At 54.1% G+C, this 18,209-nt stretch carries 15 protein-coding genes; 12 read left to right on the forward strand and 3 right to left on the reverse strand.

All coding sequences use genetic code 11. The features are described from left to right. Window positions 1-10: 10 nt before the first annotated feature. Together focA and ycaO are read right to left on the reverse strand one after the other, a co-directional pair. Window positions 11-871, reverse strand: coding sequence for a formate transporter FocA (gene focA, locus AFL22_RS04430; RefSeq protein ID WP_010254939.1), 861 nt, complete (start codon window positions 869-871; stop codon window positions 11-13). Between the two features lie 373 nt (window positions 872-1,244). Further along, a complete protein-coding gene (ycaO, locus tag AFL22_RS04435) occupies window positions 1,245-3,008 on the reverse strand; it encodes a 30S ribosomal protein S12 methylthiotransferase accessory factor YcaO (protein WP_052270867.1) in 1,764 nt (587 codons plus the stop codon). A gap of 326 nt (window positions 3,009-3,334) precedes the next feature. On the opposite strand from ycaO, the gene serC reads away from it, so the two are divergent. From serC to AFL22_RS04495, 12 genes are all read left to right on the forward strand, one after another. Beyond that, complete coding sequence (serC, locus tag AFL22_RS04440; RefSeq protein WP_033757140.1) at window positions 3,335-4,420, forward strand: 3-phosphoserine/phosphohydroxythreonine transaminase; 1,086 nt, start codon at window positions 3,335-3,337, stop codon at window positions 4,418-4,420. Between the two features lie 82 nt (window positions 4,421-4,502). Continuing rightward, window positions 4,503-5,789, forward strand: coding sequence for a 3-phosphoshikimate 1-carboxyvinyltransferase (gene aroA / locus AFL22_RS04445; protein WP_010254943.1), 1,287 nt, complete (start codon window positions 4,503-4,505; stop codon window positions 5,787-5,789). Window positions 5,790-5,987: 198 nt separating this feature from the next. Beyond that, on the forward strand, window positions 5,988-6,674 hold the full coding sequence (cmk, locus tag AFL22_RS04450; RefSeq protein WP_010254946.1) for a (d)CMP kinase: 687 nt from the start codon (window positions 5,988-5,990) through the stop codon (window positions 6,672-6,674). Between the two features lie 108 nt (window positions 6,675-6,782). Next, on the forward strand, window positions 6,783-8,456 hold the full coding sequence (gene rpsA, locus AFL22_RS04455; protein WP_003849352.1) for a 30S ribosomal protein S1: 1,674 nt from the start codon (window positions 6,783-6,785) through the stop codon (window positions 8,454-8,456). Between the two features lie 82 nt (window positions 8,457-8,538). Next, window positions 8,539-8,823: an integration host factor subunit beta gene (ihfB, locus tag AFL22_RS04460; RefSeq protein ID WP_003849360.1), complete on the forward strand. Its 285-nt coding sequence runs from the start codon at window positions 8,539-8,541 to the stop codon at window positions 8,821-8,823. Between the two features lie 204 nt (window positions 8,824-9,027). Further along, a complete protein-coding gene (locus AFL22_RS04465) occupies window positions 9,028-11,283 on the forward strand; it encodes a DNA internalization-related competence protein ComEC/Rec2 (protein WP_052270868.1) in 2,256 nt (751 codons plus the stop codon). Between the two features lie 34 nt (window positions 11,284-11,317). Then, window positions 11,318-13,066 carry a lipid A ABC transporter ATP-binding protein/permease MsbA gene (gene msbA / locus AFL22_RS04470; RefSeq protein ID WP_010669759.1) on the forward strand — a complete coding sequence of 583 codons (1,749 nt, stop codon included), beginning with the start codon at window positions 11,318-11,320 and terminating at the stop codon, window positions 13,064-13,066. Then, entirely contained in the window at window positions 13,063-14,049 is a 987-nt protein-coding gene (gene lpxK, locus AFL22_RS04475; protein ID WP_010254951.1) for a tetraacyldisaccharide 4'-kinase, read from the forward strand. The genes msbA and lpxK overlap by 4 nt, the downstream gene beginning before the upstream one ends. Window positions 14,050-14,088: 39 nt before the next feature. Beyond that, entirely contained in the window at window positions 14,089-15,303 is a 1,215-nt protein-coding gene (locus tag AFL22_RS04480; RefSeq protein WP_052270869.1) for a winged helix-turn-helix domain-containing protein, read from the forward strand. A gap of 105 nt (window positions 15,304-15,408) precedes the next feature. Continuing rightward, window positions 15,409-15,591 carry a Trm112 family protein gene (locus AFL22_RS04485; RefSeq protein WP_003849374.1) on the forward strand — a complete coding sequence of 61 codons (183 nt, stop codon included), beginning with the start codon at window positions 15,409-15,411 and terminating at the stop codon, window positions 15,589-15,591. Further along, a complete protein-coding gene (kdsB, locus tag AFL22_RS04490) occupies window positions 15,588-16,337 on the forward strand; it encodes a 3-deoxy-manno-octulosonate cytidylyltransferase (protein WP_010254955.1) in 750 nt (249 codons plus the stop codon). The genes AFL22_RS04485 and kdsB overlap by 4 nt, the downstream gene beginning before the upstream one ends. A 111-nt stretch (window positions 16,338-16,448) precedes the next feature. Further along, window positions 16,449-17,342 (forward strand): fructosamine kinase family protein, encoded by an 894-nt coding sequence (locus tag AFL22_RS04495; protein ID WP_033771276.1) that lies wholly within the window; start codon window positions 16,449-16,451, stop codon window positions 17,340-17,342. Here the strand turns inward: AFL22_RS04495 and elyC are convergent. Then, window positions 17,322-18,107 (reverse strand): envelope biogenesis factor ElyC, encoded by a 786-nt coding sequence (gene elyC / locus AFL22_RS04500; RefSeq protein ID WP_052270870.1) that lies wholly within the window; start codon window positions 18,105-18,107, stop codon window positions 17,322-17,324. The two genes, AFL22_RS04495 and elyC, sit on opposite strands and share 21 nt — an antisense overlap. Window positions 18,108-18,209: the final 102 nt, after the last annotated feature.

The raw sequence follows: 18,209 nt of genomic DNA on the forward strand, positions 1-18,209 counted from the left end.
AAAAATGCGTTTAATGAACCTGGTCACCTTTACGGAGATAGATAACCCAGTAGGTCAACCCAACCAGAACGCCGCCGCCGATAATGTTTCCGATGGTCACGGGAATCAGGTTGTCGATAATAAAGTTACTGAGGGTCAGCGAGTGAAACTGTGCCGCCGTGGTGCCAGCTGCCTGCCAGAATTCAGGTGTCGCGAAGTCACGAATAGCAATGGCATAGGGTATAAGAAACATGTTGGCGATACTGTGTTCGAAACCGCTTGCGACAAACATCGCAACAGGCAGAATCATCACGACCAGCTTATCGGTCAGGGTGCGGCCTGAGTAACTCATCCAGACGGCGAGACAGACCAGCAGATTGGCCAATGTACCCAGACAAACCGCCTCTATGAAGGTGTGATGCATCTTGTGGTCGGCGGTTTGCAGGACATTCAATCCCCAGGCACCATTCGCGACCATGTGCTGTCCGGCAAACCACATCAGGGCGACAAAGAAGAGTGCACCTGCAAGGTTACCGGCGTAGACGTTAATCCAGTTGCGGGCCAGCTGGCCCCAGCTGATACGGCCACTGGCTTTGGCGACAACGATTAATACAGTAGAGGTAAAAAGGTCAGCACCACATACCACGACCAGCATTAAGCCAAGTGAAAAGCAGATACCTCCAATCAGTTTGGCTATGCCATATGGCATCGCGCCGCTACCGGTGGTTGCTGTAATATAAAAAACGAATGCGATTGAGATAAATACGCCGGCGTTTATTGCCAGAAAGAAGGTCGTAAAAGGATGTTTGGTTGCTTTATAGATACCCGCGTCTTCGGCCACTTTCGCCATCGCGGCGGGTAATAAAAGATTAAAAGGGTTGTCAGTTTTCACACTAACTTACTCCTGAAGTTGTCTGAAAAAATACTAACAAAGGAGTATAGGTCAGTAATTGATATGGATCATGTTTGCCAGGGTGGTAACCCACTGGTCGCAAATTAATAAGAAAATAATGAGTTAACTAACTGAATATAATCAAATAAATTTATTTTAAAAATACAAAAATATTTTAATATAAAGTGATGCGCCACTTTTTTTGTTCAGGCTGTGTTATTAATTAATGGCTTATATGTTAATTAAAATGATGTGATGTAATAGGAAGGAGTTTTAAAGTAGCTAATGTTTCATAGAGAAAGTGGGGAATGATGGCACCAGATAAATCCAGTGCCATGTTTAACCGTCTGCTTTCAGTCTGACGCGTTATGGCTTACGCGTTTTTCCAGTAGTGACGTTTGGCGTTTTGCAGTTTTTCGTAGGCGGCAAGCAGCGACTGATGGGCAGGGAAGGCCTGCAGCTCATCATCAACAGCCTGAAGGCCATTAAACGGATTCTCACCACTGATCGCGGCTGAGGCTGCTTCCATTGCGCTCTCACCATACATCCGCAGGAAAGCGTGATGATACTGCAATGGATCACGCTCATCTTCCATAGCCAGTAACAGCAGGGTCTGCAGGCAACGATAGTAGTTAGCGCGCTCTGGCGTAAAGATTGAGCTGTTAAACTCCATCGTCCATTCTGTCCAGATCAATGCCTGATCCAGATCGCCGCCCGCCAGCGCCAGCATCGCTTTTAATTCGCCAACACGCAGCGTGTACCAGCCATTGTCTTTACCGGTCGCCAGACCCAGCAGCTCACGAACGCGGGTGAAGTCGTCAAAGCCTTCATCATCAAGCTGTCCAATCAGATCCAGATACTCTTCCGGATTCCAGTTGCTGTCAGGCAGGGCCAGCAGGGTTTCACGCATGCCCGCTCCCATGCTGTTGTTCGCCAGGAACAGATCTTCTGCCGGATAGATATCAGACATGCCTGGCACGATGATGCGGCAGGCATAGACACCCAGATGCTCGTAGTCTGCAATATAGATTTCCTGATCTTCCGAGGCGAAGATTGCCATCAGCGTGGCGAATTCCTGTTCGGTGCTGCCCGCGAATGACCAGTCGACAAAAGGATAATCCGCAGTTTCTTTAAACAGATCCCAGGAGATCAGGCCGCTTGAATCGATGAAGTGTGTTTCAAGGTTGGCATGCTCAGCCACTTCTTCGTCATCAAAGGTCGGTGGAGTAAACACATCCAGATCTTTGAGGCTTCGGCCCTGCAGCAACTCGGTAACGGTACGCTCCAGCGCCACACCGAAATCAGGGTGAGCACCAAATGAGGCAAAACAGGTTCCGTTGGTTGGGTTAAACAGCACCACGCAGATAACCGGATATTTACCGCCGAGAGAGGCGTCATAAGCGAAAATCGGGAAGCCTTCCGCTTCAAGACGTGCAATGGCCTCGATCACCTCAGGATAACGCTGCATCACGTCATCAGGAATCGCAGGCAGGCTGATCGCTTCAGCAATAATGCGGTTTTTAATATAGCGCTCAAACACTTCAGACAGCCCCTGAACACGCGCTTCGTTCGCGGTATTACCTGCCGACATGCCGTTTGAGACATAGAGGTTGCCGATAATATTCATCGGGATATAGACAGTCTGCTGGTCGGACTGACGGGTAAAGGGCAGGGCGCAGATACCACGTTCAGTATTCCCGGACTGCAGATCGATCAGGCCGGAAGCCGTCAGGGCATTATCGGGATCGTAGAATGCGCGCAGGCGTGGATCCAGAATACCTTCAGGTAAGGACTCATCATCAGGTAACGCAAACCATTTTTCATTGGGATAGTGAACAAAATCACCGTTAGCGATCTTTTTTCCCAGCCAGAAGTCAGCAAAAAAATAGTTAGTTGAGAGACGCTCGAAATACTCGCCAAGCGCGGAGGCCAGCGCCGCTTTTTTACTGGCGCCCTTGCCGTTGGTAAAACAGAGCGGGCAATCGCGGTCGCGGATATGCACTGACCAGACATGGGGGACAGGATTCAGCCAGGATGCTTCTTCAATGTTAAAGCCAAGATCCTGCAGCTTGTTCTGGAAACGCGCAATGGAGTCTTCCAGTGCGGCATCTTTGCCCGGGATAAATGTTTGCGTCATAGTGCCGCTCTCTCAGTTGTCATAGGGTGCGTAAAGCGCGCAATGATACGGATTTTGCTAACAGACCGCTATCAGGGCGGGACATTTTTACCGGCTTACTTTACCGGCTTAGTTTTCATCACTTCTGCTCTCAGGCCAAACGCGAATTAATGGCGCTGGATAAAGCCTCACAAAATTCCGCGCAGATTTGCATTGGTAACATAACCTCCGGCGAGCCGGATTCAGAAAATGTGACCGCTCCCTGATTTATGATTGCAGCTATCAGAATGCAGTGATAAAACCGGATGGTTATTCATAACCGTTCGATATGACAGTGGTGAGGGGAAATGACGCAAGTTTATAATTTTAGCTCTGGCCCGGCGATGCTACCGGTTGAAGTGCTTCGTCGTGCAGAACAGGAACTGACGAACTGGCGCGGTCTGGGTACCTCTGTAATGGAGATCAGTCACCGCAGTAAAGAGTTTATTCAGGTGGCTGAAGAAGCGGAGCAGGACTTCCGTGATCTGCTAAAAATACCGTCGAATTACAAAGTTTTATTCTGTCATGGTGGGGCGCGTGCGCAGTTCGCTGCCGTACCGGGAAATCTGCTGGGTAAAGCGACCAGTGCCGACTATGTTGATGGCGGTTACTGGGCGCATAGCGCAATAAAAGAAGCGGAAAAGTTTTGTTCCCCACGCACGCTTGATGTCAAAACAACGCGCGACGGTAAACGAGCCATCCTGCCGATGAGCGAATGGGAGGTGAGTGAGACGTCCGCTTACCTGCATTTCTGCCCGAATGAAACCATTGATGGCATCGCGATTGACGAACAGCCCGACTTTGGCAGTAAAACCGTTGTTGCTGATTTCTCATCCACCATTCTGTCACGCCCTATCGATGTGAGTCGTTACGGTGTGATTTATGCGGGTGCGCAGAAAAATGTGGGCCCGGCCGGATTAACGCTGGTTGTCGTTCGCGAAGATCTGCTGGGTCAGGCGCACGCCTCTGTGCCCTCAATCCTCGATTACAAAGTGCTGGCCGATAACGATTCGATGTTTAACACCCCGCCGACTTTTGCGTGGTATCTCTCAGGGCTGGTGTTTAAATGGCTGAAAGAGAAGGGCGGTGTGGCTGAAATTGATCGTATCAATCAGGCAAAATCTGACCTGCTTTATGGCGTAATCGATCACAGTGGCTTCTATCGTAATGATGTGGCAACAGAAAACCGCTCACGCATGAACATCCCTTTCCAGCTGGCCGATGCTTCACTCGATGCGCTGTTCCTGGAAGAGTCGTTTAAGGCGGGATTACACGCGCTTAAAGGCCATCGTGTAGTAGGCGGTATGCGCGCCTCTATTTATAATGCGATGCCGCTGGAAGGTGTGAAGGCCCTGACCGATTTCATGGTCGATTTTGAACGCCGTCACGGCTGATTATTAAGATATCAGCATTGATGCTGATGCCAGACCTCGTCACACGGCGAGGTCTCTGTATTTTTTGAGGATTTCGTTTCACATGCAGGACTCCCTGACTCTCCAACCGATTGCGCGCGTCAACGGCACGGTAAATCTGCCCGGCTCAAAGAGCGTTTCCAATCGTGCATTGCTGCTGGCTGCTCTGGCTAAAGGTACAACCCGTCTTACCAACCTGCTCGACAGCGACGACGTTAAGCACATGCTGAACGCGCTGACCGCGCTTGGTGTAAGCTATACGCTTTCCAGCGATCGCACCCTGTGTGAAGTGACGGGAAATGCCGGGCCACTGCACGCATCTCAACCGCTGTCACTGTTTCTGGGCAATGCCGGAACCGCAATGCGTCCGCTGGCCGCGGCGCTTTGTCTGGGCCAGCACGATATCGAACTGACCGGCGAACCCCGCATGAAAGAGCGTCCAATCGGGCATCTGGTTGACGCACTTCGTCAGGGCGGAGCAACCATTGAGTACCTGGAAAACGAAAACTATCCGCCGCTGCGTTTACGCGGTGGTTTTACCGGGGGTGAAGTCAGTGTGGATGGCAGCGTTTCCAGCCAGTTCCTGACCGCGCTGCTGATGACCGCGCCGCTGGCACAGCAGGATACCTGCATCACCATCAAAGGTGATTTGGTGTCGAAACCTTACATCGATATTACCCTTAATCTGATGCAGTGCTTTGGCGTCGAGGTTGAGAATCAGAACTATCAACGCTTCCTGATCAAGGGACAGCAACAGTATCAGTCGCCGGGTGATTACCTGGTTGAAGGCGATGCCTCTTCCGCTTCCTATTTCCTGGCCGCTGCCGCCATTAAAGGCGGCACGGTTCGCGTCACCGGGATTGGACGCCAGAGTGTGCAGGGTGACATCCGGTTTGCTGACGTGCTGGAAAAGATGGGCGCGACGATTGAGTGGGGCGATGATTACATTGCCTGTACGGCCGGCAAACTGCAGGCCATTGATATGGACATGAACCATATTCCGGATGCTGCAATGACCATCGCGACTACGGCGCTATTTGCAGAGGGCACCACCCGGTTACGCAATATTTATAACTGGCGGGTAAAAGAGACCGATCGACTGAGCGCAATGGCCACAGAGCTGCGTAAAGTCGGGGCAGAAGTCGAAGAGGGTCATGACTACATCCGCATTACGCCGCCAGCGACGCTGATTCATGCGGATATTGGCACCTACAATGACCACCGCATGGCGATGTGTTTCTCTCTGGTTGCACTTTCTGATACCCCGGTGACCATTCTCGATCCTGGCTGTACTGCAAAAACCTTCCCGGACTATTTCGTTCAACTGGCTAAAATCAGCCAGAGCGCCTGATATCCCCCTTTCCGGTGCGGTTCGCACCGGAACTCCCCTGATTTTATCTGGCTGTAACAGGCCAGAGATCCTCTGAATTGACTAAGATTACGAACCTGATCAGTGCGAAAGGGTAACCAAGCCGTGCTATGCAGCGTATAATGCTAGTCATTAATGGTGACCGAAAGGTCAGGAAGCACGCAGCAACAGGAGGGAATAATGACAGTAACTGCCCCGGTCATAACTATTGATGGGCCAAGTGGAGCGGGAAAGGGAACCCTGTGCAAAGCGATGGCTGAATCGCTGCAGTGGCATCTGCTGGACTCCGGTGCTATTTATCGCGTGCTGGCGTTAGCCGCATTGCATCATCAGGTGGAGATTGAATCTGAAGAAGCGCTGGTGCCGATTGCTGCTCACCTGGATGTGCGCTTTGTGTCACAAAATGGTGAAATGCAGGTCATACTTGAAGGTGAAGATGTCACCGGTGAAATCCGTACTCAGGAGGTCAGCAACACCGCTTCTCGTGTTGCCGCTTTTCCCCGGGTACGCGAAGCATTATTGCGCCGCCAGCGCGGTTTCCGCGAGATGCCGGGCCTGATTGCTGATGGCCGTGATATGGGCACCGTGGTTTTTCCGGATGCGCCAGTGAAAATTTTCCTTGATGCCAGCCCGGAAGAGCGTGCTCAGCGCCGTATGCTACAGTTGCAGGATAATGGCTTTAATGTTAACTTTGACCGCCTTTTAGCCGAGATAAAAGAACGCGACGACCGCGATCGTAATCGCGCAATTGCGCCTTTAGTAGCCGCTGGCGATGCACTGGTTCTGGACTCTACCGAGATGTCTATCGATCAAGTCATTGAAAAAGCGCTACAATATGCCCGCGAGAAGCTGGGTATTACGGCTTAACTGAATCTACCACCCTGTACCATGGATCCGGTGCCGGGCATGTGAAACAACCCCATCCGACATGAAGTCAGATGGACGTTAAATTGAAGAATCCTGAAGATTATCAATATGACTGAATCTTTTGCTCAACTATTTGAAGAATCCTTAAAAACAATCGAAACCCGCCCGGGTTCTATCGTTCGTGGCATCGTCGTTTCTATCGACAAAGATGTCGTTCTGGTTGATGCGGGTCTGAAATCTGAATCTGCAATTCCTGCAGAGCAGTTCAAGAACGCAGCCGGCGAACTGGAAATCCAGGTAGGCGACGAAGTTGATGTTGCTCTGGATGCAGTGGAAGACGGCTTCGGTGAAACCCTGCTGTCCCGTGAGAAAGCTAAGCGCCATGAAGCATGGATCACGCTGGAGAAAGCTTACGAAGACGCTGAAACTGTTACCGGTGTTATCAACGGCAAAGTTAAAGGCGGCTTCACAGTTGAGCTCAACGGTATCCGTGCGTTCCTGCCAGGTTCACTGGTAGATGTGCGTCCGGTGCGCGATACGCTGCACCTGGAAGGCAAAGAGCTTGAATTCAAAGTGATCAAGCTGGATCAGAAACGCAACAACGTCGTGGTTTCACGTCGTGCGGTTATCGAATCCGAAAACAGCGCAGAGCGCGATCAACTGCTGGAAAACCTGCAGGAAGGCATGGAAGTCAAAGGTATCGTTAAGAACCTGACTGACTACGGTGCATTCGTTGATCTGGGCGGCGTTGATGGCCTGCTGCACATCACTGACATGGCATGGAAACGCGTTAAGCATCCAAGCGAAATCGTCAACGTGGGCGACGAAATCACCGTTAAGGTGCTGAAGTTCGACCGCGAGCGTACCCGTGTTTCTCTGGGTCTGAAGCAGCTGGGCGAAGATCCATGGGTTGCTATCGCTAAACGCTATCCGGAAGGCACTCGCCTGACCGGTCGTGTTACCAACCTGACTGATTACGGCTGCTTCGTGGAAATCGAAGAAGGCGTTGAAGGTCTGGTACACGTGTCTGAAATGGACTGGACCAACAAAAACATCCATCCGTCTAAAGTTGTTAACGTAGGCGACGTGGTTGAAGTTATGGTTCTGGACATTGACGAAGAGCGTCGTCGTATCTCCCTGGGTCTGAAGCAGTGTAAATCTAACCCATGGCAGCTGTTCGCTGAGACGCACAACAAAGGCGATCGTGTTGAAGGTAAAATCAAGTCAATCACTGACTTCGGTATCTTCATCGGCCTGGATGGCGGCATCGACGGTCTGGTTCACCTGTCTGACATCTCCTGGAACGCGACTGGCGAAGAAGCCGTTCGTGAGTACAAAAAAGGCGACGAAATCGCTGCCGTTGTACTGCAGGTTGATGCAGAGCGCGAGCGTATCTCTCTGGGCGTTAAACAGCTGGCAGAAGATCCGTTCAACAACTACATCACTTTGAACAAGAAAGGTGCCATCGTCACCGGTAAAGTGACTGCAGTTGATGCTAAAGGTGCTACAGTTGAATTAGCAGACGGCGTTGAGGGTTACCTGCGCGCTTCTGAAGCTTCACTGGACCGCATTGAAGATGCAACTCTGGTTCTGAACGTTGGCGACGACGTTGAAGCTAAGTTCACCGGCGTTGATCGTAAAAACCGTGTCGTAAGCCTGTCTGTCCGTGCGAAAGACCAGGCTGATGAGAAAGAAGCTATCAATACTGTTAACACCAAACAGGAAGAAGGCAATTTCTCTAGCGCTATGGCTGAAGCGTTCAAAGCGGCTAAAGGCGAGTAATCGGCCTGAAGCACCGGGTGGGCAACCACCCGGTTTCGGTAAAAGCTGTCATACATTCCCATAGGGATAAACCGGAGGTTACATGACCAAGTCAGAACTGATCGAAAGACTGGCGGGACAGCATACTCATATACCGGCGAAAGTCGTTGAGGATGCAGTAAAAGAGATGCTTGAGCACATGGCCACTACGCTGGCACAGGGCGAACGCATCGAAATCCGGGGATTCGGCAGCTTTTCTTTGCACTATCGCGCTCCGCGTACTGGACGTAACCCGAAAACGGGTGACAAAGTGGATCTGGAAGGTAAATACGTTCCCCACTTTAAGCCAGGCAAAGAGCTGCGCGATCGCGCAAATATCTACGGCTAAGCCGATACCGAACCAGATAAACGACATCTCCGGATGTCGTTTTTTTTTGCCTGCGATTCAGGCTCAGATCTGACATCCGGATTGCTGTCATCAACACTGCAACGCCGCACTCTCTTTGTGAGAGCGCTCCAGCCTGCCTGATCATCCGCTGTTACTTTTACCTCCTTTGCCCAGAATAATCGAACTGAATCAATGGATACGATTATGCTGACATGGACCGTTCTGGCGCGACTGGCGATCGTTGCAACGTTACCGCTAATGCTGATGGCCCGGCTGCCTTCCGGTGAGGTGATGGGGGGCTTCCTCCTCACAGGACTGGCTCTGCTGCATTGCCCTTATCAACCCGTCCGTCTGGCCGGTATTACTCTGCTGTTGCTGGCATGGGCCTGTAACGACGCCCGTCTGATGGTGCGGGATATCGAAAAGTTCTCGGCGCGTCCTGCCACCTACACCCTTCAGATCAGTGAACTGCGGAAAGAGCGGAAGCAAATCCGGGTTCGTCTGCTGAAAGAGGAGGGCAGGATGATTTTTCCGCCTCGCTTTGCCTGGCTCTGGTTTGATACTGATCCGGAGGTCTACTGTCCAGGACAACGCTGGACGATGCAACTGCGTCTGCGACCGGTACATGCCCGCCTTAATGAGGGTGATTTCGATGCGCAGCGTTTTGCACTGGCTAATAATACGCCGCTTCAGGGACGAATCCTTAAGCAGACTGCGGTAAGCGATCGCTGTGATAGCCGCTGGCGATTTATTTTATGGCATCGTGACAGGACCCGTGCAATGCCTGCACGTGCAACGCTGGAGGCACTGGCTTTTGGCATTCGGGATGAGATGAGCCAGCAGACGCGTCAGCTACTGCGGGATACCGGTACCGCGCATCTGATGGCGATATCGGGCATGCATATCGCCCTGGCCGCCAGCACCGGCTGGATGATTGCGCGTGGGGTGCAATTTATCTTGCCAGCCCGTTATATCAGCTATCTTTTCCCCCTCATCGTGAGCTGGCTGTTTGCTGCAATCTATACCTGGCTCTCCGGTGCACAGCCTCCCGCAGAGCGTTCGCTGCTTGCCCTGACGCTCTGGGCGATAACACGGTTTGCGGGTGTTCAGCTGAATAGCTGGCAGGTCTGGACGTTCTGTATTGCATTACTGCTGGTAACCGACCCGCTGACCGTGCTCTCTGACAGCTTCTGGCTCTCGGTACTGGCTGTCGGCATGCTGCTGGTCTGGTATCACTGGTTCCCGCTGCCCGCGTCGTTCCGTCAGCAACGGCGCTGGATTCCGGTACAATTGCTGCATTTACAGGCGGGCATGATGATTTTAATGGTGCCGTTGCAGGTGGCGATTTTCAACGGCATCAGCCTGACTGCGCTGGTGGCAAATGTTGTCGCGATTCCGATCGTCTCGTTTATTACCATGCCTCTGGTGACGCTCGCCCTGCTGCTGCCGGTGGCGCATTTATCTGGCTTCTTCTGGGGAGCGGCCGATCTCTCATTACGTGCACTGTTTCATTGCCTGACGTTGCTGCCACCAGGCTGGTGGCCGCTGAGTGGCACAACCTGGTTTACGGTCATGGTATGGGGCGGTCTGATTCTCTGGCGTGCGCAGCTCTTCTTCTCTCTGCCACTAAGCAGCGGCGCGTTAGCGCTGGCAATGATACTGAGTCGCCAGCCAGAACAGGAGCAGGGCTGGCGAATCGATATGCTGGATATCGGGCACGGTCTGAGTCTGGTGATCAGCCAGGGCGACGAGGCAGTGATGTATGATACCGGCCCGCGCTGGCAGAACGATAATGCGGGGAGTCGGGTGATCATTCCGTGGCTGGAGCGCAGGCAGCTACGGTTAAAACAGGTCATCCTGAGTCATAAACATCTGGATCATACTGGCGGGCTGGCGGCAATTACTCAACGCTGGCCAGCGGTTGAAGTCAGAAGTGCGCTGGCTGATGAGGCACACTTACCCTGCGTACGGGGCACGCAGTGGCGCTGGCGGCAGCTCCACTTTCGGGTGATCTGGCCGCTGACGGCACCCCTGCCGGGCGGAAATAATGACTCCTGTGTGGTGATCGTCGATGATGGTCAGGTCCGGCTGATGTTAACCGGTGATATTGAAGCGAAAGCGGAACGCCAGCTGGTGGCGCTGGAGAAGCAGGGGCTGAAGGTCGATATTCTGCAGGTCCCGCACCACGGCAGCCGGACGTCGTCGACCTCATTGCTGCTGCGTAAAGCCGCAGGCCACACCGCTATCGCCTCGCTGGCACGCTACAATGCATGGCGCATGCCCGCGAAAAATGTGCTGGAAAACTACCGAACGGCCGGTTTTTACTGGCTGGATACGGGCCAGTCAGGACAAATCAGTATCAGGATAGAACAGGGCAGAGCGCAGGTTTCTACCCTGCGGGAACAATTAATGCCCCGTTGGTATCATCAGTGGTTTGGCGTCAAACGCGAATCCAGGTAGAATGGCCGGCTATTTCCAACAGCGTGAATAAATAATGCATCAAGATAAAGATCTCTCTACGTGGCAGACGTTTCGCCGACTCTGGCCGATGATCGCGCCTAATAAAGCGGGATTAATTGCGGCCTCAGTCGCCCTGATTATTAATGCTGCGGGCGACGCCTTAATGCTCTCACTGTTGAAACCGTTACTGGATGATGGTTTTGGTAAAGCTGACAGATCGGTGATGCTGTGGCTGCCGTTAGTGGTTATTGGCCTGATGCTGGTACGCGGAGTTACCAGTTATATTTCCAGCTACTGCATCTCCTGGGTCTCTGGCAACGTCGTGATGAACATCCGCCGTCGTCTGTTCAGCCATATGATGGGCATGCCGGTTTCGTTTTTCGACCAGCAGTCAACCGGCACCCTGTTGTCACGCATTACTTACGATTCTGAGCAGGTCGCCTCCTCTTCTTCGGGCGCGCTGGTCACCGTAGTGCGTGAAGGGGCTTCCATTATTGGCCTGTTTATCATGATGTTCTACTACAGCTGGCAGCTGTCGCTGATCCTGATTGTACTGGCACCTATCGTCTCCTTTGCTATCCGCACCGTCTCTAAGCGCTTCCGCACCATCAGCAAAAGTATGCAGAATACTATGGGTCAGGTGACAACCAGCGCCGAGCAGATGCTGAAAGGGCACAAAGAAGTGCTGATTTTTGGCGGACAGGACATTGAATCGGAGCGCTTTTCCCGCGTCAGTAACCGGATGCGTCAGCAGGGAATGAAACTCGTTTCAGCCTCCTCCATTTCCGATCCGATTATTCAGCTGATCGCGTCGCTGGCACTGGCTTTTGTGCTCTATGCCGCCAGCTTCCCCAGCGTCATGGATACCCTGACAGCCGGTACCATCACCGTGGTCTTCTCCTCGATGATTGCCCTGATGCGCCCGCTTAAGTCTCTGACCAACGTCAACGCCCAGTTCCAGCGTGGGATGGCGGCCTGTCAGACACTGTTCTCTATTCTGGATAGTGAGCAGGAAGTGGATAACGGTACGCGCGAAATCACCCGTGCTAAAGGGGATATTGAATTCCGTGATGTCACCTTTACCTACCCAGGCCGTGAAATTCCGGCACTGCGTAATATCAATCTGTCGCTGCCAGCAGGAAAAACGGTGGCGCTGGTGGGCCGTTCGGGTTCCGGTAAGTCTACGATGGCGAGCCTGCTGACCCGCTTTTATGACATCCAGCAGGGCGAAATCCTGCTGGACGGTCATGATCTGCGTGAGTACAGCCTGCGCTCATTGCGTAATCAGGTGGCGCTGGTGTCACAGAATGTGCACCTCTTCAACGACACGATTGCCAATAACATCGCGTATGCCCGCAGTGAGCAATACAGTCGTGAAGAGATCGAGCAGGCGGCCACCATGGCGCATGCCATGGACTTTATCAATAAAATGGATAAGGGCCTGGATACGATGATTGGCGAGAATGGCGTGCTGTTATCTGGCGGTCAGCGTCAGCGTATTGCCATTGCCCGTGCGTTGTTACGTGATTGCCCGATCCTGATCCTCGATGAAGCCACCTCGGCGCTGGATACCGAGTCTGAACGCGCGATTCAGTCTGCACTGGATGAGTTGCAGAAGAACCGTACCTCGCTGGTGATTGCACACCGACTCTCTACCATCGAGAAAGCGGATGAAATCGTGGTAATTGAAGATGGCCAGATTGTTGAACGCGGTACGCATCAGGTGCTGTTAGCAGAACGCGGTGCCTATGCACAGCTGCACAAGATGCAGTTCGGCCAATGATTGAACGTATCTGGAGTGGTCGCTCACCGCTATGGCTGCTGCTATGGCCATTCAGCCTGCTGTATGGTGCGATCACGGCCCTGATACGCTTCAGTTACAGGCGCGGCTGGCGTAAAAGCTGGCGTGCGCCTCTGCCGGTCGTGGTGGTAGGTAACCTGACTGCTGGCGGGAATGGAAAGACGCCGGTGGTCATCTGGCTGGTCGAGGCGTTACAGCAGCGCGGCCTGCGCGCTGGCGTGGTCTCCCGAGGATATGGCGGCAAGGCGGACCACTATCCCTTGCTGGTCACGGCGCAGACCCCCACCGAACAGGCCGGGGATGAGCCGGTATTGATCGCCCAGCGCACCGGGGCGCCGGTCGCGGTCGCCCCTCAACGGCGCCGGGCGATTGAGGCGTTACTGAAACAGGGTTCGCTGGATGTGATCATCACGGATGATGGCCTGCAGCATTACGCCCTGCAGCGCGATCGCGAGATCGTGGTGGTTGATGGGGTCCGTCGTTTTGGTAATGGCTGGTGGTTGCCTGCCGGTCCGATGCGTGAACGTGCCGATCGTCTGCAGCAGGTCGATGCCGTGATCATTAACGGCGGCGAAGCACAGCCCGACGAGATTGCCATGCAACTTCAGCCCGGGCTGGCTACCAATCTGCTGACCGGTGAAACCTGCCCGCCGGAGCAACTGGGTGCGGTAGTCGCCATGGCCGGTATTGGTCATCCCCCGCGTTTTTTCACCACGCTGAAACAGCAGGGTATAACGCCGGTCGCAGAGATCGCCTTTGCCGATCATCATGCCTACAGCAAAGATGAACTGACCCGATTACTCCAGGCGGGTCAGCAACTGCTGATGACCGAAAAAGACGCGGTGAAATGCCGTCACTTTGCCCAGCCTGACTGGTGGTATTTGCCGGTCGATGCCCATTTAACTGGTAATGCCGTGACGCCGTTACTGGATGACATTGAACAACTCTGCCGCCATATTTCCTGATACCCGCCCCCGTTCAGGTGAAGCCTGATAAGGAAGAGGATGAACAGTACGCATTCACTTTCGTTACAGCAAGCACGCCACCTTCATCTCGCCGCGCAGGGCCTGCTGCGAACTCCGGCAAAACGTGCTGTTTATCAGGATCTGATTGACTGCATTTCCCGCATGTCGCTGCTGCAAATCGATACCATTCATGTGGTGGCCCGCAGTCCGTATCTGGTGCTGTTCAGTCGCCTGGGGAACTATCCTCAGGTATGGCTGGAACAGGCTCTGGCACAGGGCGAACTCTTTGAGTACTGGGCGCACGAAGCCTGCTTTATTCCCCGTGCCGATTACAGACTTCTTCGTCATCGCATGCTGTCGCCGGAACGTCTGGGCTGGAAATACAATGCGCAATGGGTCGCTGAGCACCAGCAGGCTATTGCCGAATTACTGCAGCAGATCAGAGACAACGGCCCGGTACGCGCCGCCGATTTTACCCATGCCGATAACCCGAAGTCAGGCTGGTGGGCATGGAAACCGCACAAACGTCATCTGGAGAATCTCTTCAGCGCCGGTGAGCTGATGGTCACCGAACGCCGTAATTTTCAGCGCGTCTACGATCTGCGCAGCCGCGTGATGCCCGACTGGCAGGATGCGATACATGGCATCAGTGAAGCGGAGGCGACCCGTCAGATGCTGATGAATAGCGCCCGCAGCTTAGGGGTTTTCCGCGCGGCCTGGCTGGCGGATTACTATCGCCTGAAGCGGGCACCCGTGAACAACTTTATCGCTGACACCCAGGCTGCGGGCGATCTGGTCGCCGTAAATACAGAGGGACTGGGTGAGATGTGGCTGCATCGTGACTACGTGCCGTTGCTGGAGACACCGCTGCAGGCGACGCACAGCGCGCTGCTGTCGCCGTTTGATCCGGTGGTCTGGGATCGCAAGCGTGCGCGGGAGCTGTTCAATTTTGACTACCGTATTGAGTGCTATACCCCGGAGGAAAAACGTAAATTTGGCTATTTTGTTTTGCCCATTCTCCATCGCGGCCAGATAAAAGGGCGGCTGGATGCCCGCATGCTGCGTCAGGCAAAACAGCTGGAGATTAAAAATATCTGGCTGGAGGAGAAGACCCGCGTTACGGCGCGATTTTTGCTGGATATCCGGCGTGCTATCGAACGCTTTGCGACGTGGCAGGGTGCTGAAAGCGTCGCTATCCTGCAGGCACCCGACGCGCTTAACGATCAGTGGCCAGCCCTGTGGACGCTGGATTAATCAATTTTGCGGCAGCCGCTGCGGGATGGCGTTTTACCCCATCCCGCACGCGCCGCGCTATGGTATGCTTGAATCCTTAAGCATTCGGTCCCTGATGGAGGACATATGGATCATCGTTTACTCGAAATCGTTGCCTGCCCGGTTTGCAATGGCAAACTCTACTTCAACAATGCTCAACAGGAGCTGATCTGCAAACCTGATGGCCTGGCCTTCCCGGTCCGGGACGGCATTCCGGTGCTGCTGGAAACCGAAGCCCGCACGCTGTCAGTTGAAGAGATTCATCCATGAGTTTCACCGCTATCATTCCTGCGCGTTATGCGTCAACCCGCTTACCCGGCAAGCCGCTGCTCGATATCCACGGTAAACCGATGGTCGTGCATGTCATGGAGCGGGCCCGTGAATCGGGTGCCAGCCGGGTCATTGTTGCCACCGATCATCCCGACGTGGCGCAGGCAGTGGAAGCGGCAGGCGGCGAAGTCTGCATGACGCGCGCCGATCACCAGTCTGGCACTGAGCGACTGGCGGAAGTGATCGAAAAATATCAGTTTGCCGATGATGAAATCATCGTAAACGTGCAGGGCGATGAGCCGATGATTCCGGCCGAGATTGTGCGTCAGGTGGCGACCAATCTGGCGGGGTCGGCGGCCGGGATGGCGACGCTGGCGGTGCCGATCACCGATGTGGAAGAAGCTTTTAATCCGAATGCGGTGAAAGTCGTCATGGATGTGAATGGCTACGCGCTCTATTTTTCACGGGCGACCATACCCTGGGATCGTGAACGGTACGCCGCATCGCGCGAGCAGATCGGTGATACGCTGCTGCGCCACATTGGCATCTACGCTTACCGTGCTGGTTTTATACGCCGCTATGTCGCCTGGGCGCCTTGTCCTCTGGAACAGATTGAGCTGCTCGAGCAACTGCGTGTTTTATGGTACGGCGAAAAAATTCATGTCGCCGTCGCGAAAACCATTCCCAGTGTGGGTGTGGATACGCCAGACGATTTGCAACGCGTTCGTGATGCCATGCAGGCCTGACAAGCGGGGAGCCTGTCTCCCCGTTTCAGCGCAACGTTCTTGATCCGCCGCTAAACTTATCTCCAACACTTCCTTCAGGATATTGTGATACTCATCTGAGGAGGATGCCGCATGGAACAGCTTAAATCGGAACTCACGCTGGCGCTGGGTGAAACCATCAGCCGCCTCGAAATGATCAGTGAACATCCACCCACCCGGCTTTATGCGTTATACGATCGGGACGGGCGCCCCATGCCGGTGGTGGCGAAATATTTTCGTCATCAGGGCCGGGCGGCGATGGAAGCCAGAAAGCTGGCGCTGCTGGGCCAGGCCGGACTGATCGCCGTGCCAGCGGTCTATGGTCTGGTGATGAGCCAGCAGCCGCCGGTGCATGAAATGCTCCTGCTGGCGCGACTGAATGGCGTAACGGCGGAAGCGCCTGCGCGGGATGCTCAGCGCTGGCAACAGTTTTGCGAACAGGTGGTCGAGGGAGTGCTGGCCTGGCACCGGCTCGACAGCCATGGCCTGGTCGGTACGGTGGACAGCACGCAGCAGAACAGCTGGCCCGCCTGGTATGCACAACGGGTTGAGGTGCTATGGGCGACCCTGAGCTATCTGCGTCCTCCAGCCTTTACGCTGGAAGATCGTCAGATTCTGTTTCGCTGCCGGGCACGACTGGCGCATCTGTTTCGCGGCTTCGACGATCCCTGCGTGATGGTTCACGGCAACGTTCAGCTGCAGAGCATGCTGAAAGATAGCCGCAGTGACCAGTTAATCGCGATGACACAGCCGGGCACCATCCTCTGGGCACCCCGTGAATACGATCTTATCCATCTGGATACCTCGCCTGCAGAAACGGCGCTGCTGCACAGCTACCTGCAACGGGCGCCGGTTTCAGAGGGTTTTGTCTGGCGTCGGTGGGTTTATCAACTGTGGGACTGCATTGAGCATCTGGTACAGACCGGCACGTTTAATCGTCCGCGTTTTGACCATGCACGCGCGCAATTACTTCCCTGGCTCGGCTGAGTCCGACTCCTCGCCTTTCAGCCGTTGCAATAGTGTGCCAAGCGTTTCGTAGACCGCACGTTCGCTGTGACTCAGCCAGATCGATGAGGGTATCGCCCGCTCCCATCCATTCAGCGGTGACGTAATCGCCAGCTGATTCGCGGGAGCGGCCATTGGCTTCAACCCGATCGCGTGGAAAAAGCGTATTGCGCGCGGCATATGATTCGCGGATGTGACCAGCAGAAACGGGCGATCGCCCACCACGGTTTTGACCGCCTGCGCTTCATCCGCGGTGTCGCGGGGCTGGTCGAGAATCTGAATATGTTCGCGGGGAACGCCCAGACTTTCCGCCACCTGTGCCGCTACCCAGGCGCTACTCTTTGGATTGGTGCCGCCCGCTGCGCCGGTAAAAATCAGCTTCGACTGCGGATTCCGCTGCCACTGACGAACGCCTTCTGCCACGCGCGGCAGACTGTTATTCAGCAGGTTCGAGCTGGGTGCCCACGCCGGGTTAAAGGTGTAGCCTCCACCCAGCACCACAATGAAGTCCACCTTCTCTGATCCGTTCCAGGTCGGATAGCGGCTATCCAGCGGCAAAAGCAGACGATCGGCCAGCGGTTGCAGGCTCAGCAGCAGCAGTAACAGCCAGCTGACGGAGATCACGGTTTTGCCGCTTTTCTGCCAGCCAGTAAACCAAAGCAGTAAAATGCCAAGCGCCATCAGCAAAAGCAGAAACGGCAGGGGTAAAAGCAGCCCGCCGATAACTTTTTTAAGGGTAAATAACATCAAAAAAGAGTCCTGTTGTCCGAAAATAGAGCACCCGGAAGGGAAGATGGGGATGAAAGGTTCATTCTTCTGGTGCCTGTGACAAAATAGCACAAGTCTCAC

Origin of the sequence: Pantoea sp. CFSAN033090 (assembly GCF_001264395.1) — a bacterium.
In the GTDB taxonomy this organism is placed as follows: Bacteria; Pseudomonadota; Gammaproteobacteria; order Enterobacterales; family Enterobacteriaceae; genus Pantoea; species Pantoea agglomerans.